This is a genomic window from Streptomyces sp. LE64, assembly GCF_052606915.1.
Window position 1 is genome coordinate 5,429,290 of the sequence record NZ_CP199708.1, and the last position, 22,254, is coordinate 5,451,543.

The following is a 22,254-nucleotide window of genomic DNA, read 5'->3' on the forward strand; positions in this document are numbered from 1 at the left end:
GTACCCGGCACGCCGGGCGAACGAGCGGCGGCGACGCCGTCCACGGCACCACGACACACGAGGAGTAGGGCAATGGCAACACCGCTCGCAGGATCCTGGGCGCTGGTGCTCGGCGTCTCCAGCGGCATGGGGCTCGCCGTGGCACGGCAGCTGGCCCACGAGGGCGTGCACGTGCTGGGGGTGCACTTCGACACCGCCAGCGGCCGGGAGAAGGCCGAGGCGGCCGCCGAGGAACTGCGTTCCCTGGGCGTCCGGGTGCACTTCCACAACGCCAACGCGGCCCGCGCCGCCACCCGTGCCGAACTGGTCCCCCTGTTCCGGGAACTGACCGGTGACCGGGGCATCCGCATCCTGGTCCACTCGCTGGCCTTCGGCACCCTGGTCCCCTTCATCGCCCGGGACGGCCGGCCCGGGCTGTCGGAACGGCAGATGACGATGACCCTCGACGTGATGGCGCACTCCCTCGTGTACTGGACCCAGGACCTCCACGCGGCCGGGCTGCTGCGCACCGGCGCCAAGGTCTACGCCATGACCAGCGCCGGCAACGCCAAGGTCACCACCACCTACGGCGCCGTGTCCGCGGCGAAGTGCGCCCTGGAGGCCCACGTCCGGCAACTGGCCGTCGAGTTGGCGCCCGGCGGGGTCGCCGTCAACGCCCTCCGGGCCGGGGTGACCGTCACCCCCTCGCTGGAACGCATCCCGGAGAGCGCCGAACTGGTCGAGCGCGCGACCCGCACCAACCCGCACGGGCGGCTCACCCGACCCGAGGACGTCGCCGAGGCGGTGGCCCTGCTCTCCCGCTCCGAGACCTCGTGGATCACCGGCAACGTCATCGGTGTCGACGGCGGGGAGGTCCTGACCGCCTGATGGAGAACGAACGGACCAAGGACACCGGCCGGAGGGGCCGCCCGCCCGGGACCGCCCGGCGGGCACTGACGGTGCCGTGGCGACTGCTACGGGCGGTCGGGCTCGGCGCCCGCCACGCACACCGGCTCTACCACCCCGAGAGCAGCAAGGTGGGACGCACCCCGGAGCACAAGAAGCTGCCGATGCGCCGGATGCAGGTGACCACCCGGATGGACCGGGTCACCCTGGAGGCGTGGGTGGTGCCCGGCACCGGCCCCCACACCGTGGTGGTCTGCCACGGCGTGGAACGGTCCAAGTCCAGCACCCTCGGCCACATCGCCCTCCTCCACTCGGCGGGCTACCACGTCGTCGCCTACGACATGCGCAACCACGGGGAGAGCACCGGCGACCGACGGCTGGGCCGGATGGCCCGGCGCTACACCAGCGACCTGCGCGACGTGCTCCGCCAGGTGGCCGACGACCCCGAACTGGGCCGGGGGAAGCTCGCCGTGCTGGGCTTCTCCTTCTCCGCCTGGCCCTCCCTGCGCGTGCTCACCGAGCCCGGCGCCCCGCCGGTGTGCGCCGTGGTCGCGGACAGCGGACCGCTGTACGACATCGGCGCCGGGCTGGCCAACTTCGCCACGCTGCGCCGGGCCGGCCTGCCCGCATGGGCGCGCGGCGGGCCCGCGTTCGCCTGCTACCGGCACGCCTTCCGCCTGGTGGCCCTGCGGATGCTGGCGCTCCGCCGCTGGCCCCCCGACCTCACCGGCGTGCCCACCCGGCTGATGTTCGTCGCCGGCGCGGCGGACCCGCTGGTCACCGAGGACCAGGTGCGCCGGGTCGCCGGCGCCCTGCCCGGGGCACGGCTGTGGGTCGCGCCGACCGCGATGCACATGAACGCCATCCGCTTCGACCGGCAGGAGTACGAGACGCAGGTGTTGACCTTCCTGTCCGATTCCTTCGCCGCACCGGACCGGCATCCGACCCCCGGCCCCGAGGAGGCCCGCAGCCGTGCCTGAACACCTCCTGATCGAGAGCGAGGGCCCCGCCTACGGGCCCGGCGCCGTCCGGTTCGTGACCGACGCCGCGCACCTGGCCCGCGCCGGCGACAGCACGTCCCTGCTCCTGGTGGACAACGCCGTGTTCGCCGCGGTCGCCGGAGCCTGCGCGGAGATCGCCGACTTCACCGGCGTGGGCGGGGAACTGCTCGTCGACGCGTACGCGGTCCACCAGCGCGCCCTGGCGCAGAAGGACCTGGTTCCCGAGGCGCGACTGGTGGAGATGGACGAGGTGGCCACCCGGCTGCTGGCCCCCGAGACCCGGGTGGTGTGGCACTGATGGCCTCGAAGATCGCCCGCAGCGACGTCCTGCTGGCCGTGTTCGGCGGCCCGCACCGGACGGAGCTGATGACCACCGGGTTCCGGATGACGCACGCCCTGCTCGGACGCGGCGCCACCGTGCAGATCTGGACCTGCGGGGACGCCACCGGGCTCACCCGCCTCGGCCTCGGCGACAGCAAACCCCGCAACGTCGTGGACTGGACCCGCGACTACCCCTCGACCACCGCCCTGGCCCGCGGGCTGCTCGCCGAGCACCCCGATCGACTGCGCTGGTACGTCTGCCGGTTCTGTTCCGACGAGCGGGGCATGACCGAGCAGATCCCCGAGGTGCGCAGGCGTCCCCCGTTCACCTTCTGGGAGCACGCCGTGGCGGCCGACAAGACCCTGACCCTGGGGGTGTGCTGACATGACGACCGCCACCCACCCCGCCCTGGTCATGATCGACCGCGCCTACCGCGGCTCGGTGGAGACCCAGTTCGCCGACGTCCTCTACTTCATCCGCGAACTCAACCGTCAGGTCGGCGGCCTGCACCTGGCGCTGCGCGGTGACGCCGTGACCTACGGGCTCGCGGCGCCCGACCACACGCCGTCGATACGGCTGGGCAGCCGCGAACTGGACACCCTGCCCGATCCGCGCCGCTCGATGCGCACCCTGCTGGAAGAGGGCACCGAGGTCTGGGTCGAGCAGGCCGACCTGACCCGGGCGGCCGGTCCGGACGCCGCGGACCGGCTGCTGCCCGGGGTGCGGCTCGCGGGGCCGGGCGAACTGGCGCGCAGCTGGTCCTCGTACACCCGGGTGTGGTTCATGTGACGCCGCCCGCCACGACCGAAGGAGCACAGACGATGACCACCCTTGCCGAGCGCGGACCGTTGATCTCCGCGTGGGCCGCCGTCTCGCCGTGGGGGCCGGACGCCACCGGGTTCCGCGCCGGGTCGCACGGGGCGCTCGACACCGAGGCGCCGGTCGACACCGACCGCTGGACCGTGCCGCAACGCACGGCCTGCCTGGTCCCGGACTTCGACACCCGGCGGAGCCTGGGCCGCAAGGGCACCCGCTCCATGGACCGGGCCACCGGGCTCGCCGTGACGGCGCTCGGCCAACTGGTCGGCGGCCAGGACCGGTTGCCAGGCATCGGACCGGACACCGGGCTGGCCCTGGGCACCAGCACCGGCAGCGCCCAGAGCATCATGGACTTCACCCGTGACTCGCTGGTGGGGGCGAAGCCGTTCTTCGTCGACCCCGCCCGCTTCCCCAACACCGTGATGAACTGCGCGGCCGGACAGTCCGCGATCTGGCACGGTCTGAAGGGGCCCAACACCACCATCGCCGGCGGTCGGGCCACCGGGCTGCTCGCCCTCCAGTACGCCCTGCGGCTGCACCGGGCCGAGCGGGCCTCCACCGTGCTGTGCGGCGCGGTCGAGGAGTACTCCACCGCCCGCGCCTGGTTGGACTGGCACGCCCGGGGCGGAGCCCCGGGCGACGCGCCGCTGGGCGAGGGCGCCGCGGTGTGGCTGGTGGAGAGCGCGGACACGGCCCGGGAGCACGGCCGGAACGGACTGGCCGCGGTCGAGGGGCTGGAGTTCGGGTTCGCCGCCGGCCCCGAGGACATCCGGACCGTGCTGGCCGAGTGCCTGCGGACCCTGCGGGAGCGCGGCGGCACCGGACCCGAGGACCTGTGGGCGGTCGCGACCTCCCAGGTGCCCGGACCCGAGGGCGAGGCCGAACGGGCGGCCCTGCACGAGGTGTGGGCGGACGCGACCCCCCGCACGCTCCCCTGCGCCGAACTGATCGGCGACACCTACGCGGCCTCGGCCGCGTTCCAGGTCACCACCGTGCTCGCCGAAGCCGAGCGGGACCCCTCCTCGGCGGGCCGCACCGCCCTGGTCACCTCCGTCGAGCAGGACGGCGTGGTCGCCGCCGGGCTCTTCCGGCTGCTGGGCGGTGCCGAGCGGTGACCGGCGCACCACCGACGGCACTGTTGTTCCCCGGACAGGGGGCCCAGCGCGCGGGGATGGGCGAGCCGTGGCGGGACGTCGACGCCTGGCGCCTCACCGCGGAGGTCTCCGCGCACACCGGGACCGATGTCGAGGAGTTGCTGCTCAAGGCCGACGACGCGACCCTGCGCGAGACCGACCTGGCGCAACTCGCGGTCTTCACCCTCTCCGTGGTGGTCCTGCACCACGTGCGGAGCCGGGAGGACCTCCCGGAGGTCGTCGCCCACGCCGGGCACAGCCTGGGGGAGTACGTGGCCCTGTACGCGGCGGGCGCGCTGACCCTGCCGGACGCCGCCCGGCTGGTCGCCGCCCGCGGCCGGGCCATGCGGGAGGCCGCCCGCCGCGACCCGGGCACCATGGCCGTCCTGGTGCGGGCCGACGCCGAGACCGCCCGCACGATGGTGGACACGGCCCGGGCGGCCGGGCACCGGGTGTGGGTGGCGAACCTCAACGCCCCCGGCCAGATCGTGGTGTCCGGCAGCCACGAGGGCGTCGAGCACGTCGCGTCCCTCGCCGGTGACCACGACGCCAAGGCGATCCGGGTGGCTGTGGGCGGCGCCTTCCACACCCCGCTGATGGCATCGGCGGGCGAGGAACTGTCCCGGGCCCTGCTGGCGGTGCCCTTCGCCGCCTCCCACGAGCCGGTGGTCGCCAACGTCGACGCCCGGGTCTACCGGGGCGGGGAGGCGGACTGGCCGGACCTGGAGGTGCGCCAACTCACCGGCCCCGTGCTGTGGGAACGCGGAGTGCGCACGCTCCACGACGCCTTGGGGTGCGTGCGTTTCCTGGAGTTGGGGCCGGGACGGACCCTGGCCGGAATGGTCCGGCGGACGCTGCCCGACGCGACGGTCGTCACCGTCAACACGCCCGTGGACCACCTCCGTTAGACCGAAGGACCCCGTTCCCGGCCCGCCGACCAGGCAGGCCGGACCGAACGGCCGGCACAGACGCAGATGCAGATGCAGTGCGGACGAGAAGAGAGGCACACCGATGTCCGAGAACACCCCGGTACTGGACCTTGAGGACCTGCGGCGGACCGTCGCCGACATCCTCGACGTGGAGGAGGAGGAACTCACCGACGACGCCCACTTCGTGGAGACGCTCGGCGTCGACTCGCTGATGGCGCTGGAGGTCATGGTCGTCCTGGAGAAGAAGTACGACGTCAAGCTCGGCGAGGACGAGCTCAAGGAGGTCACCACCCTCCAGCGGGCCTACGACCTGCTCGGCGGGAAGCTCGGGGTCGGCTGATGGCCGCCTGCACCCCCGTCGAGGGCGTCCCCGAGCCGCTGGACGCCTCCCCGGACGCCACCGTGGTCACGGTGGCGTCCGGGGAACGGGTCTTCGCCGGCCACTACCCCGGGTTCCCGATCTTCCCGGGCGTCTGCATCGTCGAGCACGTCCACCGCAGCGCGCTCGCCGCGCTGCCGGACCGGGCGGAGGGCGCCCCGGGAGCCTGGCGGCTGACCGTGGTGGAGAGCACCCGGTTCCTCTCCCCGGTCTTCCCCGGGGACACGATGACCATCCGACTGACCTGGTCCCGGAACGGGGACGCACGACGTTGCAAGGCCGTCGTCGCCTCGCAGCGCGGCACCGCCGCGCAGGTCAGACTGCGGTACGAGGCGGGGGCCGCCGTCCCGGCCGTCCCGACCGCGGGGACGGCCGGTTCCGATCCCGACACCGCGATGGGGACCGCCGCCATCAAGGAGGTGCTCCCGCACCGGTACCCGATGCTGCTGGTCGACCGGGTGCTGAGCCGGGCGGACGGCGCGCACCTGGTCGCGCAGAAGGCCGTGACCTGCAACGAGCCCTGGTACCAGGAGTTGCCCCCGGCGGCCACCGAGGACGACCACGCCTATCCGGAGGTCCTGCTGGTCGAGTCCTGGTGCCAGTCCGCCGGCATCCTGATCGCCGCCGAGCGCCCGAACCCGGACGTGCTCAGCGGCCAGGTGATGCTCTTCGGGAGCATCTCCGACATCCGGTTCGCCCGCCGCGTCCGTCCGGGCGAGGTGATGGAGCACCGGGTGCGGCTGTCCCGCGCCCTCTCCGACACCGTGGTCTTCGAGGGCGAGTGCGTGGTGGACGGCCGGGTGGTGGCCACCATCGGACGGGTCGTCATGGCGATGCGCCCGGCCTCCGAACTGACCGAACAGGCGCCCGTGCGCGCCGAAGAGAGCAGGTAGGGATCACATGTCCGACAGTTCGTCCCGCACCGCACTGATCACCGGCGGCTCCCGCGGCCTGGGCCGGGCCACCGCGCTGCGGCTCGCCGACGACGGCTACGACGTGGCCTTCTGCTACACCGCGAACGCGGAGGCCGCACGCGCCCTGGAGAAGGAGATCGCCGAACGCGGAGTACGAGTGCTGGCCCTCCGGGCCGACGTTTCCGACCCCGCTTCGGCCAAGTCCCTGGTCACCGCGGCCCAGGAGGAGTTCGGCGCGCTGGACGTGCTGGTCACCTCCGCCGGCATCGTCCGGGACAACCCGTTGCTGATGATGAAGGACGACGACTGGAACCGCGTCATCGACGTCAACCTCAACGGGACCTACTACGTGTGCCGTTATGCGATCTTCGAGATGATGAAGCGCAAGTCGGGGTGCATCGTCAACGTGTCCTCGGTGGCCGGCGTCCACGGAAACCCGACGCAGAGCAACTACTCGGCGTCCAAGGCCGGCATCATCGGCTTCACCAAGGCCGTGGCCAAGGAGGTCGGCCCCTACGGCATCCGCGCCAACGTGGTCGCCCCCGGATTCATCGAGACCGACATGACCGCGGGCCTCACCGCAAAGGTGCGCGAACAGGCCGTGGGGCAGATCCCGCTGCGGCGCCTCGGGCGCCCCGAGGAGGTCGCCGAGCTGATCTCGTACCTCACCCGCGCCACCTACGTGACCGGCTCGGTGTTCCAGATCGACGGCGGCATCGTCCTGTGAGCGGCGCGGCGGGCGGGCACCGACGGCGCGGGGCGAAGGCGCCGCGGTTCTACTTCTCGCTGCGCAGCCCGTACTCCTGGCTCGCCCACCACGACCTGCTGCGACACCATCCGGACGTGGCGGAACGGGTGGAGTGGCGCCCGTTCTGGGAACCGGACGAGCGGTCGCGGACCCTGCTGGCGGAGGCCGGGGGGGACTTCCCCTACGTGGCCATGTCCCGGGCCAAGCACCTCTACATCCTCCAGGACGTGCGTCGACTGGTGCGGGAACGCGGTCTGGAGTCGACCTGGCCCGTCGACCGCGACCCGCACTGGGAGGTTCCGCACCTCGCCTACCTGGCGGCGGCGGCCCTCGGACGGGGGCCGGAATTCATCCAACTCGCCTACCGCAAGAGGTGGATGGAAGGTCTCGACATCTGCGACTCGGATACGATCTCCGCTATGGCAAAGGAGTTGGGGGTGCCCGAGGGTCCGCTGGTGGCAGCGGTCGACGACCCCGGGGCGCGGCGCAACGGGGTGGCGGCACTCCTCGACGTGCACCGGGACGGCGTCTTCGGGGTCCCGTTCCTCGTCCACGGCTTCGACAAGTTCTGGGGGGTGGACCGACTGGAGGCGTTCGCCGCCTCGGTCCGCGGGAGCACGGCAACGGCACCCGCAGCACAGGACGTCGGGCGACCGGCCACGAGCCCGGGCGGGGACCAGGGGCACGCCGGCGGCTGCGGGTGACCGCTCCCCGGCCGCGCGCCCCGCGAACGGCGGGGCGCCCGGGCGGGCCGGGTCGCGCACCCGGCCCCCGAGGACGTCGTCCGAGCGTCGCACCCCCCGCGTAGCAGCGAGGAAGTCCACGTGGGTGAAGGAGAGAAACATGCCACGAGCCGTCGGTGAGAGCACGACCCGCTTCTCGCCCGTGACCCATGCCCTGTCGGCGCTCGCATCGCCGCTGGCACCGGTGTGCGGACTGGCGCTGGCCTATGCGCTCTTCCACCCGCCGCGGCGCAGACACCACAAACAGCCGGTGGACGTGGGACTGCCCGAACCCGAGGAACTGCGGGTCCCGGTCGGCGGCGGCAAGCACGTCCACGCCTGGCTCTGCCTCCAGGACCCCGAACGCGTCGTCGTGATCGGACACGGCATGGGGCTGAGCAAGTCGGCCACCCTCGGCCACGCCAAGTTCCTCCACGACGCCGGGTACACCGTCTGCCTCTTCGACCACCGCAACCACGGGAGCAGCAGCCAGGACCGCTCGGTCACCGGACTCAGCGACCGCTTCACCACCGATGTGCTGGCGACCGTGCGGCTGCTGCGCTCCCGGGAGGAACACCGGTCGGCGAAGGTGGCCGTGTACGGGTTCTCCTTCTCCACCTTCCCGATGTTCTACGCGCTGCGGGACCCCGACGTCGAGGTCGACGCGGTGATCTGCGACAGCGGTCCCGGCGAGGAACTCGGCCCGCTCTTCGCCAACTTCCTCGACGCCGGGGTCCTCCCGGTCCCCGCCCCGCTCCGCGCCAGGCCCGCCCGCTACCCGCTGGAGGCCACCCTGTGCCGCGCGGGCAAGGCCATGCTGCGCTCCCACTGGCCCCCGCCGGCCGCCGGCCGCTACGCCACCACTCCGCTGCTGTTCATCGCGGGCGAGGAGGACCGCATCCTGCCGGCCTCCTCGGTGGACGCCCTGGCCAGCCGCTACTCGCACGCCGAGGCGCACATCCTGCCCGGGGTCGGACACCTCCTCGGACTCAAGGAAGCCAGGGAACGGTACGTCGACACGGTGCTGGAGTTCCTCCGGCACGCCCTCAAGTGACGTGGTGGTGCACATGACGGGCATCCCCCGGGTCTGGGGCGCGCACGAGGCGGAGGTCCGCGCGTCCTACCCCTGCGACACCCTGTTGGTGGCGCCGCGGGAGCACTGGGTCCGCGCGGTGACCGTCCGGGCCGACCCCGCGACCGTCTTCCGGTGGCTGTGCCAGCTCAAGGTGGCCCCCTACAGCTACGACCTGCTGGACAACCTGGGCCGGCGCAGCCCGCGCCGACTCACCCCGGGCGCGGAGCGCCTGGAGGTCGGGCAACGCGTGATGACGATCTTCCGGCTGGTCGAGTTCGAGCCGGACCGGCACCTCACCGTGCTCCTCGACAAGGAGCGCGCCCTGAGGCTGTTCGGCGGCTTCGCCCTGACCTACCGGGTCACCGAGGAGTCCCCCGGGGTGACCCGGCTGGTGGCCAAGCTCGTGGTGGGCGACGACGACGGAGTGCTGCGCCGACTCCGCCGACCGCTGATGGCCTGGGGCGACCTGCTGATGATGCAGCGTCAACTCCACGTGCTGCGCAAGCTCGCCGAAGGGCGTTGAGGACGCCGGCCCGGACGACCGCGGCGGCGGACGGGTCGGAAGGTACGTCGGGGTCGCGGTCCGATCGACGGTCTGACCGGTCGTCGGCTCCGCTCGGGAGGGGAACGGGATGAACACGGCGGGACGGAAGCCATGGAGCGTCGGCAGCGTGGTGGCCCTGGCCGCGGGTCTGGTCTGCGCGGGCGTGCTCGGTTCGGGAATGCTCACCCTGCTGGAGCTGGCGGACGACGACGACTGCGAGGGGACCGGGAAGCGGCTGGAACGGATCGCGGGCCTCGACGTCCTCCACTCCCCGCCGGCCGGCGCCCGCCCCGCGAAGGGCTTCGAGGAGGCGGACACGGGCTGTCTCGACGACAGCGGCGACGAGTACCTGGGGTCCTTGCGCGCCTACGACTCGGAGCTCGACGAGGCGGCCGTGCTGAAGCACTACCGCGCGGTGGCGGAGGGCGGGGGCTGGAAGGAGCGGGAGGTGACGTACGGGACGGCCGAGTCCCCCGAGGACGTGGACGCCGTCAAGGCGTGCTTCACCAAGGACATGCCCGGTGGAGCGGCCAGGTTGAGCCTCCGGCACGACCCCTCCCGCACCTTCGAGGTGAACGTGGAGTCCGACCTGGACGGCAACGGGCTCGACTGCTGATCCGCCGCCCCCCACCCGACGGGTGCCTCGGCCGCGTGCGACGTCCTCCTCGAACGGCAGCCGCTAGCCTCGTCCTCTGATCGTCACTGGACGAACGTCCGAGGTGGAGGAAGAGGCATGACGGCAAAGGCACTTGAGGGGAAAGTCGCACTCGTCACCGGGGGCAGCCGAGGCATCGGCCGGGCCATCGCCGAACGCCTCGGCCGGGACGGCGCCGTCGTCGCGGTCGGCTACGCCCGGCAGGAGGGCGCGGCCGACGAGGTCGTCGCGCGGATCGAGGAGCGGGGCGGCACCGCCTTCGCCCTGCCCGCCCCGCTGGGCCGGCGCGGGGACGCCGCGGCACTCTGGGCCGCCTTCGACGAGCGGGTGAGCGCCCATGCGCCCGGCGGTGGGGTCGACGTCATCGTCAACAACGCCGGGATCGGCACCAGTTCGGACCTCGCCTCACTGACCGAGGACGAGTTCGACGAGGTCTTCGCGGTCAACGTCAGGGCTCCCTTCTTCATCGTGAAGGAGGGTCTCGGCCGTCTCCGCGACGGGGGGCGCGTGATCAACATATCCAGCGGCGTCGTCCGGATGGCCACGCCCGAGATCATGGCCTACGCCGCCACCAAGGGCGCGTTGGACAACTTCACCCTCGCCCTCGCCAAGGAGTTGGGGCCGCGGGGCATCACGGTGAACTCGGTCGCCCCGGGGGTCATCGACACGGACATCAACGCGAGTTGGCTGCGGGACCCCGAGGCGGCGAAGTGGGCGGCCGGCATCTCCGCACTGGGCCGGATCGGCCAGCCGGAGGACGTGGCCGGGGTGGTGGCCTTCCTCGCCTCCGACGACGCGCGCTGGGTGACCGGCCGGGTGGTCGACGTCACGGGGGGCTCCGCGCTGTAGACCGCCCGCCGCACGGACGACGCCGTGCGCAGACGGGCATGGCCTCCGCGCCGTGCCCGACCCCCTTCTCCGGAGGTCGGGCACGGCGCGGAGGCAGCCGGGGATCAGATGTCGCGGAAGAGACCAGGGAACGCGGTGACCTGCCGCGATGAGTGACTTGTGGTCGATGACCTGCACGAATGACTTTTCGGCTGTTTCACGCTCGTGCAGCTTGATGAGGCCGAAAGTCCCAGAAAAGTCCCAGGGAATCCCACTGCTGACGGGTGTCTTTCCGCTCTGTACGGGCGTATGGGCCGTCGAACGGTCAGCCAGCCCCGGACGTCCTACGGCGAGAGGCCAGTCGCGCGGGACCGGCGGGTGAAGGCTCATAAGCTGATCGAACGGCTCGTCGCCGAGGGCCGCGTTCGGATCACCGCCCCTGATGACGACGAGGTCGCGGAGTGGCGGTGCGTCGTCAACTATGCGAAACGGCACGGCCTGGGACCAGCGGGCAAGCGCATTGAAAAGGTTCCGTAGGATGGGCCGGGGCTGCTCCTGCGGAATGGCCTGCATCTCAACGCGCGGAGTCAACGGCCGAGGGAGGGCGGGGATCCAGTTCCCGTTCCCTCACGGCTGGGGAACCTCCGTCCGATCGTGACCGCGCTCAAAGACGACGAGAGCCGACTCTTCCTTTGTCCGCGCGAAGGCGGGGTGGACGTTGCTGTCGACGGCTTCGCATATATCGTCAACGGCAGATGGCAGTTCCCGGAGTCCACAGATCCGGAGCGTTCCGTGCAGGAGCCTCCCACGTCCCGTAGGGCTCGTCCCTCTTCTACAGCAACTCCCAGGGCCGCAAGGTTCTCGGACTTCGTCGCCGACACGGTCTCCTTCCACGAGCACACTGAAGGCGGCCACCTTCCCGTCTGGGTTGCCCTGCTGGTGCTACCCGGACCGCCGCGTGCGGTGGGTTTCAAGCCCGGTGAGTTGGAGGCCCGGTGTGTCGTAGGGCATCAACGAGCTCTGTTCGACCAACGGCACGATGACTGACCACAGTCCCTCGGCGGCGGGGGAGGGGTTACCGATGTGGCGTTCGGTCACGGCTGCTGCGGCCCCGCCAGCAGGTCGGCCAGTTGAATGGATGGATGGTCGGCGGAAGAGCCGCGAAGCATGGTGTGCACGGGGGCGCCCCTCTCGCGGGTCAGGAGAGTCATGCCTATCGGGCTGGTGGTGTACTGCAGCACTGTGCGAAAGACGTCGTCGGTAAATACGCGCTGTTCATCGGTGAGGACGCTGACGAGCCCGAGGCTGTGTCCCCATCGGCGGGCTGTCTGAGTCACCGCAGGGATGAGCATCTCCAGCGACGGGAACGGGGAGTCCTCCTGGTGGAGGGCGGCCGCGTACGGCCGGGTGGAGCGCACCTGGGCCAGCACCTCAGTTACGGGCCGCCGTGTCGAGGCACCCCATGCCTGTTCGACCACTGCGAAGAACGCCTCCAACGCGGCTTCCTCCCGTCCCAGGGCGCGCTGGGAAGCCAGGGCCACGAACGAGGACATCAGCGCATCGAACAGCGCCCCCGGAAGGGCACGCGGTCCCTGGAGCGCCAATGTCCGAGCCATGGCGCGCGCCTTGCCCTCCGCGTACAGGTTCCACCCTTCGGCGTGCGCCTTCTCCTCCAGCAGCAGATCGATCGCCTTCGCTGCCACGGCGTACTCCTTGTCGACCACGTAGACCGAGCAGCGTTCGTGCAGTGCACCGGCCGGGCCCCACAGATCCTTCAGCAGGGACCACCGCTCCTCGCGGTCCTTGAACAGGCGGAACTTCAGCTCCCCGGCCTGCTGGATCCGGGCCTGCTTACGCAGGGTGTTGATCAGTGGGGCCGCCTCGGCGTCGTCGATGGCGACGGACGCGAGGACAAGGAAACGGCGCTGCCGGCCGACGAGCTGCTCCCCATCCCATCCAGACTCGTCGCACGCAATCCAGCGCCCCTCGCCGGCGTCGTCCGAGGTCGGCTCATTCTGGTTGAGCTGTGCGTACTTCTCTCCGGTCAAGGCCATGACGCCATTGTCCATGCGGCAATGCGGTTACCGGACTGAAGAGCGCATGGGCCGCTCTTGCCCTGACCTCAGGAGACCGGCCTCGCTGATCACAGTTGATGATCTTCCCCGTCCGCTCAGCTGTCCCGGCATCGCTGAGCAGATCTGTCGCCCACCGCTTCCCAGCGTGACGGTGCTGGTCTCGGACAACAACGTGGCCGCACATACTTGATACGTGCCGGCCCGCATACTGAAGAGCGGGGCGGTTGCGAGCAGCAACTGCTTCTTCTCCGCTGCTTTGGTGTGGCGGGCACGGCGGCTGACGGGGGCGCTGGGGTGCGGGGTAGGGCGCCGATGCGTGGCGGGAAGCGTGCGGCTATGTCGTCCACGGCCACGGCGAGCGCGTTGGCCTCGGCGAGCGGCCTGGACGCGCTCCGGTAGGGAAGCGTTCTGGACTGTCTCGTCTGACCGGAGCCCCGGCCCCCTGTAGGGGCGGGGCTCTTCTCGTATGCTCCGGCACATGCGACGCACCTTCATACCGCTCGCCCTCGCTGCTCTCGCGCTCGCCGGCTGCACCACCGAGAAAGACAAGTCCGCGAGGTACTGGGACGGCTATCGGTTCGGCGAGCGGACGGCGACGGACTACACGAAGCGCGTCATCGACACCAACTTCACGTACTGCACGACCGGTGGGGAGGTGGCCGCCCGGCAGGACATGTGCACCCGCCCAGGCGGCCCCGACACTCGATACCCCGTCTCCGTGGGGCAGCGGGAGTGCGCAGACGCGCTGCCCGAGGGCTTAGAAGGGGATGAGCGTAAAGCCTGGAGCAAGGGCTGCACCACTGGCATGTCCCTCAGTGTGCCCGATGTCGTGACGTACGGGGCCGACCCTGGGAAGTGACCCTCAGGGCAGCCGGGTTTGCTGGCGGCGGCTGACGGACGGCTGCGGCAAGGCTTCTCCAGCAGGCTCCGTTCCCCAGGCGCTCTGGAGCCGGTCGCCCATTTCCTCCTTCAGCTCTTCCAGCCGCGCGTACAGCGCCTGCTCTTGCTTGGACAAGTTCCCGGTCTTCATCTTCGCCAACAGCTCGTCTGAGGCTTCCGACAGGACACGCAGACAGGTCTGGGCGGCATCGTCGAAACCGAGTTCGTACTCCTGGCGGTAGGCGGCGCGCGCGCTCTCCTTGACCGCGTCCCTTGCCATCAGGCCGAGCTCGCGCCGCATCCGCTTGCCTATCGACATGTTGTCTGTCGACATGCTGTCCCTTCCTCTGCTCTCGAATCCCATACCGAGCCCTTTGAAGGTACTGCCCGGCTGAGCCAGTTCGCGATCACACCCCCTTGCGCCTGGGCGCTGTGCCGCTCCTCCGCCGAGGTCGGTTTTCGGTGCCGACCCCGCCCCCTCGCGGCTGACGCAGAGATCGCGAACAGCAGCCTCTGAGACCCCTTCTGTTTGTGACGCACCGCTCCGCGTCGTGCGGTCTACAACCTGCGCCTCGCGCTCCGTTGCCGCCGCCGGGGGGAGTTGCCCTCGCGGTGTTGGCGCATACCGGTTTGCCGGATCTTCCCCGGGCTGGGAGCACGAAGAGCGTAGGATTCGGGAATTATTGATCAAGGGCTGTGCCGCCCGGGGGCTCCTTCCGGAGAAGAGGGTGTGCGGCCTCTGTCGGCGGGGGACTGTGTGTACTTGGCGCATCTGCAGGTCGAGAACTTCCGGGTCTTCGGACCCGCAGCGCAGGGCGAGGGCGAGCGGAATGATGCGCTCAGCCTGTCGTTCACGGCCGGGACGAATGTGCTCGTGGGGGAGAACGACAGCGGGAAGACGGCGATCATCGACGCGATCCGGCTGTGCCTGCAGTCCGCGGCATCGGATTACTACCGGGTCTCCCAGGACGACTTCCACCTCGGGAAGGACGGGAGGACGGAGACCTTCACCATCGGGTGCGCCTTCACTGACCTGTCGACCGAGGAGCAGGCTGTCTTCCTGGAACTGCTCACCCACGACCGCGACGGCACTGCCTGGTTGTGGGTCACGTTCAAGGCTCAGCGGATGGATCCGCTGCGCAACCGGGTCTCGGTCACCACCCGGACCGGGCCGGACGGCAACGGCCCCGCCCTGGACGGCGCTGCTCGCGAACTCCTGCGCGCCACCTATCTGCGCCCCCTTCGCGATGCGGAGGCGGAACTGCGCTCGGGCCGCGGGTCACGGCTGTCCCAGATCCTGGCCGGCTATCCGGCGATGAAGGACCAGGACGTCGACGACTTCGACCCGACCGGTGATGAACCCCCGTCGACCCTGCGGGGTATCCTGCGGCGGGCTGAGTGCGATATCCGCGACAACAAGGCTGTCGCGGAGGTGAGTGAGGACATCAACTCGGCCTACCTGCAGCGGTTCGCGATCGGTGACGACGTCCTGCGCGCCAAGATCAGCGTTGCCACAGACGCGACGCTGGTCCGTGCGCTGGAGCGACTGGAACTGAACCTCTTCACAGCATCCGACGACTGGACACGACGCGGACTCGGTTACAACAACGCCCTGTTCATGGCCGCGGAGCTCCTCCTGCTGGGCAAGAACGAACTGGCTCCCCTGCTGCTGATCGAGGAACCCGAGGCGCACCTCCATCCTCAGCTACAGACCCGGATCATGGACCTGATACGGGACAAGGCGCAGAAGCCGCAGGATGGTGACAGGGCACCTGTGCAGGTCATCCTCACCACCCACAGCCCCAACCTCGCCTCCTCGACGCCGGTCGAGTGCCTGACCTTGGTCGCCCGGGGACGTACGTTTCCGCTGCGGCGCGGTAGGACGCGCTTGACCGAGGAGGACTACGCGTTCCTGACCCGTTTCCTGGACGTCACCAAGGCGAACATGTTTTTCGCCCGGGGGCTGGCGATGGTCGAGGGAGACGCCGAGGCGATCTTCCTGCCCGCGCTCGCGGACGCCCTGGGCATGCCCTTCAACAAACACGGGATCAGCGTGGTCAACGTCGGCCACGTCGGCCTGTTCCGCTACAGCCGGGTCTTCCAGCGCGACGGTGAGCAGATCCCGGTCCGCGTGGCCTGTATCCGCGACCGTGATCTCGTGCCCGCCGGCACTCCCGAGGATATGAGGGGCAAGCTCGCGCGCTGGACGGATATGACGGAGGAGGAGATCTCCGCGTACGTCACGAAGCTCACCACCGGCGACGACGGGCCGGTGAAGACGTTCGTGTCCGACTGGTGGACGCTGGAGTACGACCTCGCGGTCACGTCCTGGACCATGGCCAGGCTGATGTACCGAGCGGTCAAGTTGGCATCCGTCGCAGCACGGTCCTGGCCGGACGCCGACAAGACGGAGAAAGCCATCGCACGGGCCGACCGGGTTGTCGACACGTGGATAGGGCAGGGCCTCTCCCTGGAAGAGGCCGCCCTGAAGATCTATCGGCCCCTCAAGCTGGACAACGTCAGCAAGCCGATCACCGCACAGTTCGCCGCCCAGCTGCTCGCCTCGACGCCGCTGGTTCGCAACGACGTCCCGCCCTACCTGCTCGATGCCTTCACGTACCTGTGCGGCGAGGAGGCCCCGTGAACCGCACCTACCTGCCCGATGCCTTCGCCACGGACAAGGTGGAGGCCATGGTGAAGCTCCTGGGGCTGGACCCGCTCGATGCCGAGCAGTGGGACTTCCTGCAGAGCGAGAGCACGCAGGACCTCCAGGCCGCCCCGGGGTCGGGCAAGACGACCTTGATCGGGCTCAAGCTCGCCCTGATGGCCGACGCTTGGACCTCCCCGACACGCGGGGTGTGCGTGCTGTCGCACACCAACACGGCCAAGAACGAGATTGCCGACCGGGTGGGCCTTCTCGCCGCAGGACGCAGCCTGCTGCGCTATCCGCACTTCATCGGCACCATCCAGTCCTTCGTGCATACCTTCCTCGCGCTGCCGGCCGTGCGGGACAGAAAAGTGGAGGTCCGGTCCATCGACGACGCGGCCTTCGAGACCGCAGCCCTCCGGCTCCTGCAGCGCCCCGAATACTCCACCCTACGCAACTATGTGGAACGCCAGCACCAGGGCACTGGCATCGTCACCGGGGCGACGTTCACCTACCGGGACGGCGAACTCGCGGTCACCGGAGCGGCCAGAGATGTGCCCTTCGGCGCTCAGTCATCTAGCGGCAAACAACTGGACCACCTCAAACGGACTCTGGCACGCCGGGGCGTCTTCCGCTTCCAGGACATGTACGCCATCGGCCAGGAGTATCTTGCCCGGCATCCGGGTATCGCTGCCGCGGTCACCACGCGCTTCCCGTTCATTCTCCTCGACGAAACGCAGGACACCAGCGCCACCCAGCACGAACTGCTGGACCTCGTGTTCGCTTCCTCATCCACCGTCGTGCAGCGGGTGGGTGATACCAACCAGGGCATCTATAACGACGCGGCCTCCACAGGAGGGCCCGCCTCCCTGTTCCCGTTGCCCGGGGCCCCGGAGCTGCCGGCCAGCCGGCGCTTCGGGCCGCAGATCGCGGCCGTGGCCAGCCGCCTGGCCGTCCGGCGGCCCCAGCAGGTCCGCGGAGTCGGCCCCGACGGCCAGGTGGCGGTTCTGCTGTTCGACGAGACCACGGTGTCCGACGTCGTACCGACCTTCGAGCGCATGGCCGCTGTGACCGTCCCCGAGGACGTCCTGGTGCGGCGTCCACCGCGTGTACTGGGTGCGCGACAGAACCCGAAAACGTCGCCCGTCTACCCGCAGTCGATCTCCTGCTACCTGCCCGGATACACCCCGACCAGCACCCCGACGGCTCACCGCACCCTGATCGGCGCGGCCCGCGCGGCAAGCGCCCGGTGGAAAACGGGCCCGGACAGCCACGAAGCAGCCACCGAGTTGTGGAACGCCGTGCGCGCGTCCGTCTCGTCGCCGACCGGCGACGGGCTCCCGGCCCTCGGCCGCCTGGAGAGGTCGATGGCGACGACCGGAGGCAGGGTGCGGATCCTGCTGCGTGAACTCCTCCTCAACGCACACGAGTTCGACGCGGCGAGCTGGGGAGAGGCCACCGAGCAGCTGGCCATCCAGCTGAAGCTTCTCGACGGCTGCCAACTACGCCAGGCTGTAATGGAATACATCCCCGCTGCTGCGGTAGGCGCGGCTCCCGGGCCCGCTCCCGCGGCCGTCCCCGCAGTACCGGCGGCGCGCGCCGTACCCGGGACCATCCAGAGCGCGAAGGGCGAGACCCATGCAGCGACACTGATCCTGGAGTGCCTGGAGAAGACAGGCAAGAAGTTCGACGTGACCGAGGCGCTGCGCATGATCGCCGAAAGGAGCGACCCGCTGCGGGAGCTGAAGAGCGTCCAGGCCGCCGTGCAGCTCGTCTTCGTCGGTGCGACACGCCCAACCCACCTTCTGGTGCTCGCCGCCCACCGCGACCGCAGCAAAAACTACGCGGACGCACTGACCGGCGCTGGCTGGGACATCCGGGACCTCACCGAGCACTGACGGCACCCGCCCCGCCGTCCTTCCCGGTGCGTGGATATCGTCTCTGCCGCTTCACGCCGGTTCGGGGCGTGAGGGAATGGTTCGTGAACGGCTGCGAATGTCCGCCCGGAGGCGGCCGGCTTGGAGGCTGGACGAGCGGCCTGCGAATGATCACGGGGGAGGAATTGCGTACGGACGGCTGCCTCCGAGGGAGAGCGCGTCATGCACGACGAGGACGGCAAACGGCTCGCTGCCGGAAGAGACCCAAGAGAAGTCGAAGAGCTGGGGCCTGAGTTCGGAGAGTTCGCGGGTGGCTGCCTGTTCATCTCTCACATCAACAACGTCTCAGGTGGGAAGGGAAATGGCCTCGTTGAATGGGGCGGAGGGGCCTGGCACGCGATCTCCGAGGATGCAAGCGCGAGTCGGGTGAACGGCAGGAGGAGCGGTTCAGAACCCATCGGATGTCCGACGTCAGGTAGTCGCCGGAGGTGTGATCGGGTCTTCCCCGTCCGAGGACGACACCTCTACCTCGGGCGCATGGGCACTGGCGCATGGGCACTGCTGCCCCTCCGCCGTTGCGGGGAGGGCACAGGTTCGCGGATGGCAGGGCGCAGCTGGTCGCTTCGCTCGCAACCAGTGACGCCGTTCGCAGCGGCGAAGCCGCATAATCTTATAAAGATGGACCCTTGTTTGAGGTAGGATCTCCACCAGTCAACTGCCGTGTATCGGAGGTCCTCTTGCCGCTCTCCCTGTCGATGTCCCCCTTGGAGCCCGACGACGTTCAGGCTCAGCTTGGCGGAATGGGGACAAGGTTGGAGTACCTGCACGATGTTCTGCGCGCGGGCGAGGCGGCGCGGCGAACCGCAGTCCCCAACGACCCGACGGGAACTGGCGGGCGGAGGGCCTACGAGGCCCACGTCCGCACCATTCGGGAGCTGCATATCGAGCGCGAGGGGTGGGCGCGGCTCGTGCACGGCCGCTTGGAACTGGTCTGCAACGCTGATCGGTCGATGGCGATGGGCGTCATGGCCGGTGACGCGGCCACCGGTCAGGCGAGCCTGTTCCCGAAGAACGGGCGCCGTAGGGGCGCTGCCACCGGACAGGTCACTCAAGCCAACGAGGGCGAGGGGGCGGCACACGTCCAGACCGCTCTGTTCGTGGCGGGCGCAGGGCCCAAGGGCGTGTCGCTCAGCGAGGAGGAAGCAGCCGCGCTGAAGACGTGGTTTCTTCTGTCGTACCGCACGAAGGTCGGGGACGCGGTACGCGTCGACTGCGAGCTGTCGCGGCCTAAGAGGTTTGTGGACGGATTCGTGGTCGAATGGGGAAGCCGGATTCCGCTTCCAGCGCTCACGATGGACGGAATCGAACCTTTGAACGATGATGGACCTGGGGAGATCGACATCCCTGTCGATTTTCACTGAGTCCGATGGTGGGGGCGTCGGAGTCCGCCGCCCCCACCAGGCACCAACGATAGCTGAGGCAGCCCCCACATGGTGACCCCGTCCCGCATCGCACTGGCACGCAAGCGCAGAGGGATGACCCTCGCCCAGTTGTCGGACCGGTCTAGCATCTCGCTGCAAAGCCTGTCGAACTACGAAACGGGGCGAACCGTTCCGCGCTCCACCACCCTGAACAAGCTGGCTAGCGCCCTGGACTTCCCCGTAGCCTTCTTCCAAGGGCCGCCACTGGAGGAACTCCCCGCCGATGGTATCTCGTGGCGGGCACGCAGCAAGACCTCACCACGAGTGCTGGATGCCGCTCGAGCCGCAGGAACGCTCGGTGCGACGCTTTACGCCTGGATCGCTGAGAGCTTCCGACTTCCAATGGTGGACGTGCCATCCCTGGGCAGGCCGGATCCGGAAACGGCCGCCGCGATGGTCCGCACCCGCTGGGAACTTGGGGAAGCGCCGGCACCCAATATGGTGCACCTCCTGGAAGCCCATGGAGTGCGCGTGTTCTCCCTGGACCCCGATCACGCCGAGGTCGACGCGTTCGCCGTCTGGCGTGAAGGCGTGCCCTTCGTATTCCTCAACACCCTGAAATCGGCCGAACGAGGCCGCTTCGACGCCGCTCACGAACTCGGGCACCTCGTGATGCATGGGAGCGAGCACGCCTGCTCGGGTCCCGAAGCCGAACGCCAGGCGAACGCCTTCGCATCCGCGTTCCTCATGCCCAGGGCAAGCGTCCTGGGCCACATGCCGTCGGGCGCCCACGTCGACCAGATCATCCGCGGCAAGCGGATCTGGAAGGTCTCCGCTATGGCCCTGACGTACCGCCTGCACGATTTGGGCCTGCTCACGGACTGGCAGTACAGGTCCACTTGCGCGGAACTGAGCCGCTTGGGATACCGTTCCGCCGAACCCGAGGGCATGGGGGAGCGGGAAACATCGCAGGTGCTGACCAAGGTGTTCGCGGCGCTGCGCACAAAGGGTGTGAAGCCTTCTGCCGTAGCCGCGGAATTGGGGCTGACTAGCGAGGAGATGAACAGGCTTCTGTTCGGCCTCACGCTCACAACCGTTGTCGGCGGTGGACAGCAAACCGCACCCACTACCACGCGACACCTGTCCGCAGTCAGCTCACCTCCTTCTGTAGCCGCTAGTTTGCCGTCAAATCCCGCACGCGCGTTCGCTAGGCCCTGAGCTCGCCGCTTGAATGGGGCAGCTCTCTGCTTAGGTTGGGGCTTGGAAGCACCGAGGCCCCATCTTGTCCGGTGCTGATTGCGTTCCCTGTGCCGTCTGCTCTACCTCCGTAAGTTCAGCGAGGGGCGTCTGTTATGTTCCGGTCGAATCTCTCGGCCACCTGGAGTTGTAACTCTTCGCGGAAACGCTGCCGTTCGGCTGTCGGGCCGCCTCCTTGTGCATACCGCATGCTCCGGTGATACCGCACGGGCAACCAGCCGTCAGCCCCTACGGCTCCATGAGTTCAATCTCATTAACAACGAAGAGCTTGTATCACGATCTTGTTGAAGTGTGCTGATTGGCCGTGACCGGTGTGACGATTTGGCCGTTCGTGCCGGTGTGAGTACTCGGCCGTAGATCATGGACGACGACTTGTGGGCGCTGATCGAGCAGCTCCTGCCGCCCTGGCCGGAACGGCCTCCAGGGCCTCGGCCAGTGCCGGGCCGGCTCTGTCTGTAGGGCATCCCGTTCGTCCTCTACAACGACGTAGCCTGGCAACTCCTGCCCCTGGAGCTGGGCTTCGGCTCGGGGCAGACGTGCCGGCGCCGACTGGACCGGTGACAGAAGAGAGGAGTCTTCGACCGGCTGCACCGGATCCTGCTCGGCTGAACGCAGCCGGCGAACTCGACTCGTCGCGGGCATGCGTGGACGGCTCCCACATCCGCGCGAAAAAGGAGACCCGACACCGGTCTGTCGCTGGTCGACCGGCGCAAGACCGGCAGCAAGCACCACTTGATCTGCGACGGCCACGGCACCCCACTCAAGGTCACCACCGCGGCGAACGTCAACGACGTCACCCAAACCCTCGCTCTGGTCGACGGCATCCCACCCGTCGCGGGCCGCCCCGGCCGTCCTTGCCGCCGACCAGACGCCCTGCTCGGCGACAAGTGTTACGACTCCAACCCGAACCGGAACGCGTTGCACGAGCGCCGGATCCTGCCTGTCATCTCGCGCAAGGGATTACCTAACATCAAGAGCAGCGGCAAGCTCCGCTACGTTGTGGAGCAGACCTCTGCCCTGCTCCGCAACTTCAAACGCATCGCCGCCCAATGGCAACGACGCACCGGACTCCACGACGCCTTCGTCTCCCTCGCCTGCAGCCTCATCCGCTACCGACGCCTCGAGAAGACCCACTCATAATCAG

At 69.5% G+C, this 22,254-nt stretch carries 22 protein-coding genes and 1 pseudogene; 21 read left to right on the forward strand and 2 right to left on the reverse strand.

Going from position 1 to position 22,254, the window contains the following annotated elements; genetic code table 11:
- The first annotated feature begins 72 nt into the window (after window positions 1–72).
- From ACSMX9_RS24250 to ACSMX9_RS24320, 15 genes are all read left to right on the forward strand, one after another.
- Window positions 73–867, forward strand: coding sequence for an SDR family oxidoreductase (locus ACSMX9_RS24250; protein ID WP_445396923.1), 795 nt, complete (start codon window positions 73–75; stop codon window positions 865–867).
- Window positions 867–1,865 (forward strand): alpha/beta hydrolase, encoded by a 999-nt coding sequence (locus ACSMX9_RS24255; protein WP_445396925.1) that lies wholly within the window; start codon window positions 867–869, stop codon window positions 1,863–1,865. Before ACSMX9_RS24250 ends, ACSMX9_RS24255 begins: the two co-directional genes overlap by 1 nt.
- Window positions 1,858–2,184, forward strand: a complete 327-nt coding sequence (locus ACSMX9_RS24260) for a hypothetical protein (protein WP_445396927.1) — start codon at window positions 1,858–1,860, stop codon at window positions 2,182–2,184. Before ACSMX9_RS24255 ends, ACSMX9_RS24260 begins: the two co-directional genes overlap by 8 nt.
- Window positions 2,184–2,591 (forward strand): hypothetical protein, encoded by a 408-nt coding sequence (locus ACSMX9_RS24265; RefSeq protein ID WP_445396929.1) that lies wholly within the window; start codon window positions 2,184–2,186, stop codon window positions 2,589–2,591. Before ACSMX9_RS24260 ends, ACSMX9_RS24265 begins: the two co-directional genes overlap by 1 nt.
- Before the next feature lies 1 nt (window position 2,592).
- Window positions 2,593–2,997, forward strand: coding sequence for a hypothetical protein (locus tag ACSMX9_RS24270; RefSeq protein WP_445396931.1), 405 nt, complete (start codon window positions 2,593–2,595; stop codon window positions 2,995–2,997).
- 32 nt (window positions 2,998–3,029) lie between these two features.
- On the forward strand, window positions 3,030–4,142 hold the full coding sequence (locus ACSMX9_RS24275; protein WP_445396933.1) for a beta-ketoacyl synthase N-terminal-like domain-containing protein: 1,113 nt from the start codon (window positions 3,030–3,032) through the stop codon (window positions 4,140–4,142).
- Window positions 4,139–5,068, forward strand: coding sequence for an ACP S-malonyltransferase (locus tag ACSMX9_RS24280; RefSeq protein ID WP_445396935.1), 930 nt, complete (start codon window positions 4,139–4,141; stop codon window positions 5,066–5,068). The genes ACSMX9_RS24275 and ACSMX9_RS24280 overlap by 4 nt, the downstream gene beginning before the upstream one ends.
- A 103-nt stretch (window positions 5,069–5,171) precedes the next feature.
- Entirely contained in the window at window positions 5,172–5,429 is a 258-nt protein-coding gene (locus ACSMX9_RS24285; protein WP_351246229.1) for an acyl carrier protein, read from the forward strand.
- Entirely contained in the window at window positions 5,429–6,361 is a 933-nt protein-coding gene (locus ACSMX9_RS24290; RefSeq protein WP_445396937.1) for a 3-hydroxyacyl-ACP dehydratase FabZ family protein, read from the forward strand. Before ACSMX9_RS24285 ends, ACSMX9_RS24290 begins: the two co-directional genes overlap by 1 nt.
- Window positions 6,362–6,368: 7 nt before the next feature.
- On the forward strand, window positions 6,369–7,109 hold the full coding sequence (gene fabG, locus ACSMX9_RS24295; RefSeq protein ID WP_445396939.1) for a 3-oxoacyl-[acyl-carrier-protein] reductase: 741 nt from the start codon (window positions 6,369–6,371) through the stop codon (window positions 7,107–7,109).
- A complete protein-coding gene (locus ACSMX9_RS24300) occupies window positions 7,106–7,834 on the forward strand; it encodes a 2-hydroxychromene-2-carboxylate isomerase (RefSeq protein WP_445396941.1) in 729 nt (242 codons plus the stop codon). The genes fabG and ACSMX9_RS24300 overlap by 4 nt, the downstream gene beginning before the upstream one ends.
- Before the next feature lie 139 nt (window positions 7,835–7,973).
- A complete protein-coding gene (locus ACSMX9_RS24305) occupies window positions 7,974–8,906 on the forward strand; it encodes an alpha/beta hydrolase (protein WP_445396943.1) in 933 nt (310 codons plus the stop codon).
- Between the two features lie 13 nt (window positions 8,907–8,919).
- Window positions 8,920–9,450, forward strand: a complete 531-nt coding sequence (locus ACSMX9_RS24310; protein WP_445396944.1) for a hypothetical protein — start codon at window positions 8,920–8,922, stop codon at window positions 9,448–9,450.
- A gap of 109 nt (window positions 9,451–9,559) precedes the next feature.
- Complete coding sequence (locus ACSMX9_RS24315) at window positions 9,560–10,087, forward strand: hypothetical protein (RefSeq protein WP_445396946.1); 528 nt, start codon at window positions 9,560–9,562, stop codon at window positions 10,085–10,087.
- Window positions 10,088–10,204: 117 nt separating this feature from the next.
- A complete protein-coding gene (locus tag ACSMX9_RS24320; RefSeq protein WP_445396948.1) occupies window positions 10,205–10,975 on the forward strand; it encodes an SDR family oxidoreductase in 771 nt (256 codons plus the stop codon).
- Between the two features lie 1,073 nt (window positions 10,976–12,048).
- Here the strand turns inward: ACSMX9_RS24320 and ACSMX9_RS24325 are convergent.
- Entirely contained in the window at window positions 12,049–13,008 is a 960-nt protein-coding gene (locus ACSMX9_RS24325) for a hypothetical protein (protein ID WP_445396950.1), read from the reverse strand.
- Window positions 13,009–13,507: 499 nt separating this feature from the next.
- Between ACSMX9_RS24325 and ACSMX9_RS24330 the strand changes: the two genes are divergently transcribed.
- Window positions 13,508–13,888, forward strand: coding sequence for a hypothetical protein (locus ACSMX9_RS24330; protein WP_445396952.1), 381 nt, complete (start codon window positions 13,508–13,510; stop codon window positions 13,886–13,888).
- A 3-nt stretch (window positions 13,889–13,891) separates the two neighbouring features.
- Here the strand turns inward: ACSMX9_RS24330 and ACSMX9_RS24335 are convergent, their stop codons facing one another.
- Window positions 13,892–14,242 (reverse strand): hypothetical protein, encoded by a 351-nt coding sequence (locus tag ACSMX9_RS24335; protein WP_404056182.1) that lies wholly within the window; start codon window positions 14,240–14,242, stop codon window positions 13,892–13,894.
- Window positions 14,243–14,671: 429 nt separating this feature from the next.
- On the opposite strand from ACSMX9_RS24335, the gene ACSMX9_RS24340 reads away from it, so the two are divergent.
- The 5 genes and pseudogenes from ACSMX9_RS24340 to ACSMX9_RS24360 all read left to right on the forward strand — a co-directional run bounded on the left by ACSMX9_RS24340 (window position 14,672) and on the right by ACSMX9_RS24360 (window position 22,250).
- Window positions 14,672–16,552: an ATP-dependent nuclease gene (locus ACSMX9_RS24340; protein ID WP_445396954.1), complete on the forward strand. Its 1,881-nt coding sequence runs from the start codon at window positions 14,672–14,674 to the stop codon at window positions 16,550–16,552.
- Window positions 16,549–18,453 carry a UvrD-helicase domain-containing protein gene (locus ACSMX9_RS24345; protein ID WP_445396956.1) on the forward strand — a complete coding sequence of 635 codons (1,905 nt, stop codon included), beginning with the start codon at window positions 16,549–16,551 and terminating at the stop codon, window positions 18,451–18,453. The genes ACSMX9_RS24340 and ACSMX9_RS24345 overlap by 4 nt, the downstream gene beginning before the upstream one ends.
- A gap of 791 nt (window positions 18,454–19,244) precedes the next feature.
- Window positions 19,245–19,853 carry a hypothetical protein gene (locus tag ACSMX9_RS24350; protein ID WP_445396958.1) on the forward strand — a complete coding sequence of 203 codons (609 nt, stop codon included), beginning with the start codon at window positions 19,245–19,247 and terminating at the stop codon, window positions 19,851–19,853.
- Between the two features lie 69 nt (window positions 19,854–19,922).
- Window positions 19,923–21,071 (forward strand): helix-turn-helix domain-containing protein, encoded by a 1,149-nt coding sequence (locus ACSMX9_RS24355; protein ID WP_445396960.1) that lies wholly within the window; start codon window positions 19,923–19,925, stop codon window positions 21,069–21,071.
- A gap of 399 nt (window positions 21,072–21,470) precedes the next feature.
- Window positions 21,471–22,250 (forward strand): annotated as a pseudogene (locus tag ACSMX9_RS24360) (IS5 family transposase).
- Window positions 22,251–22,254 lie beyond the last annotated feature (4 nt).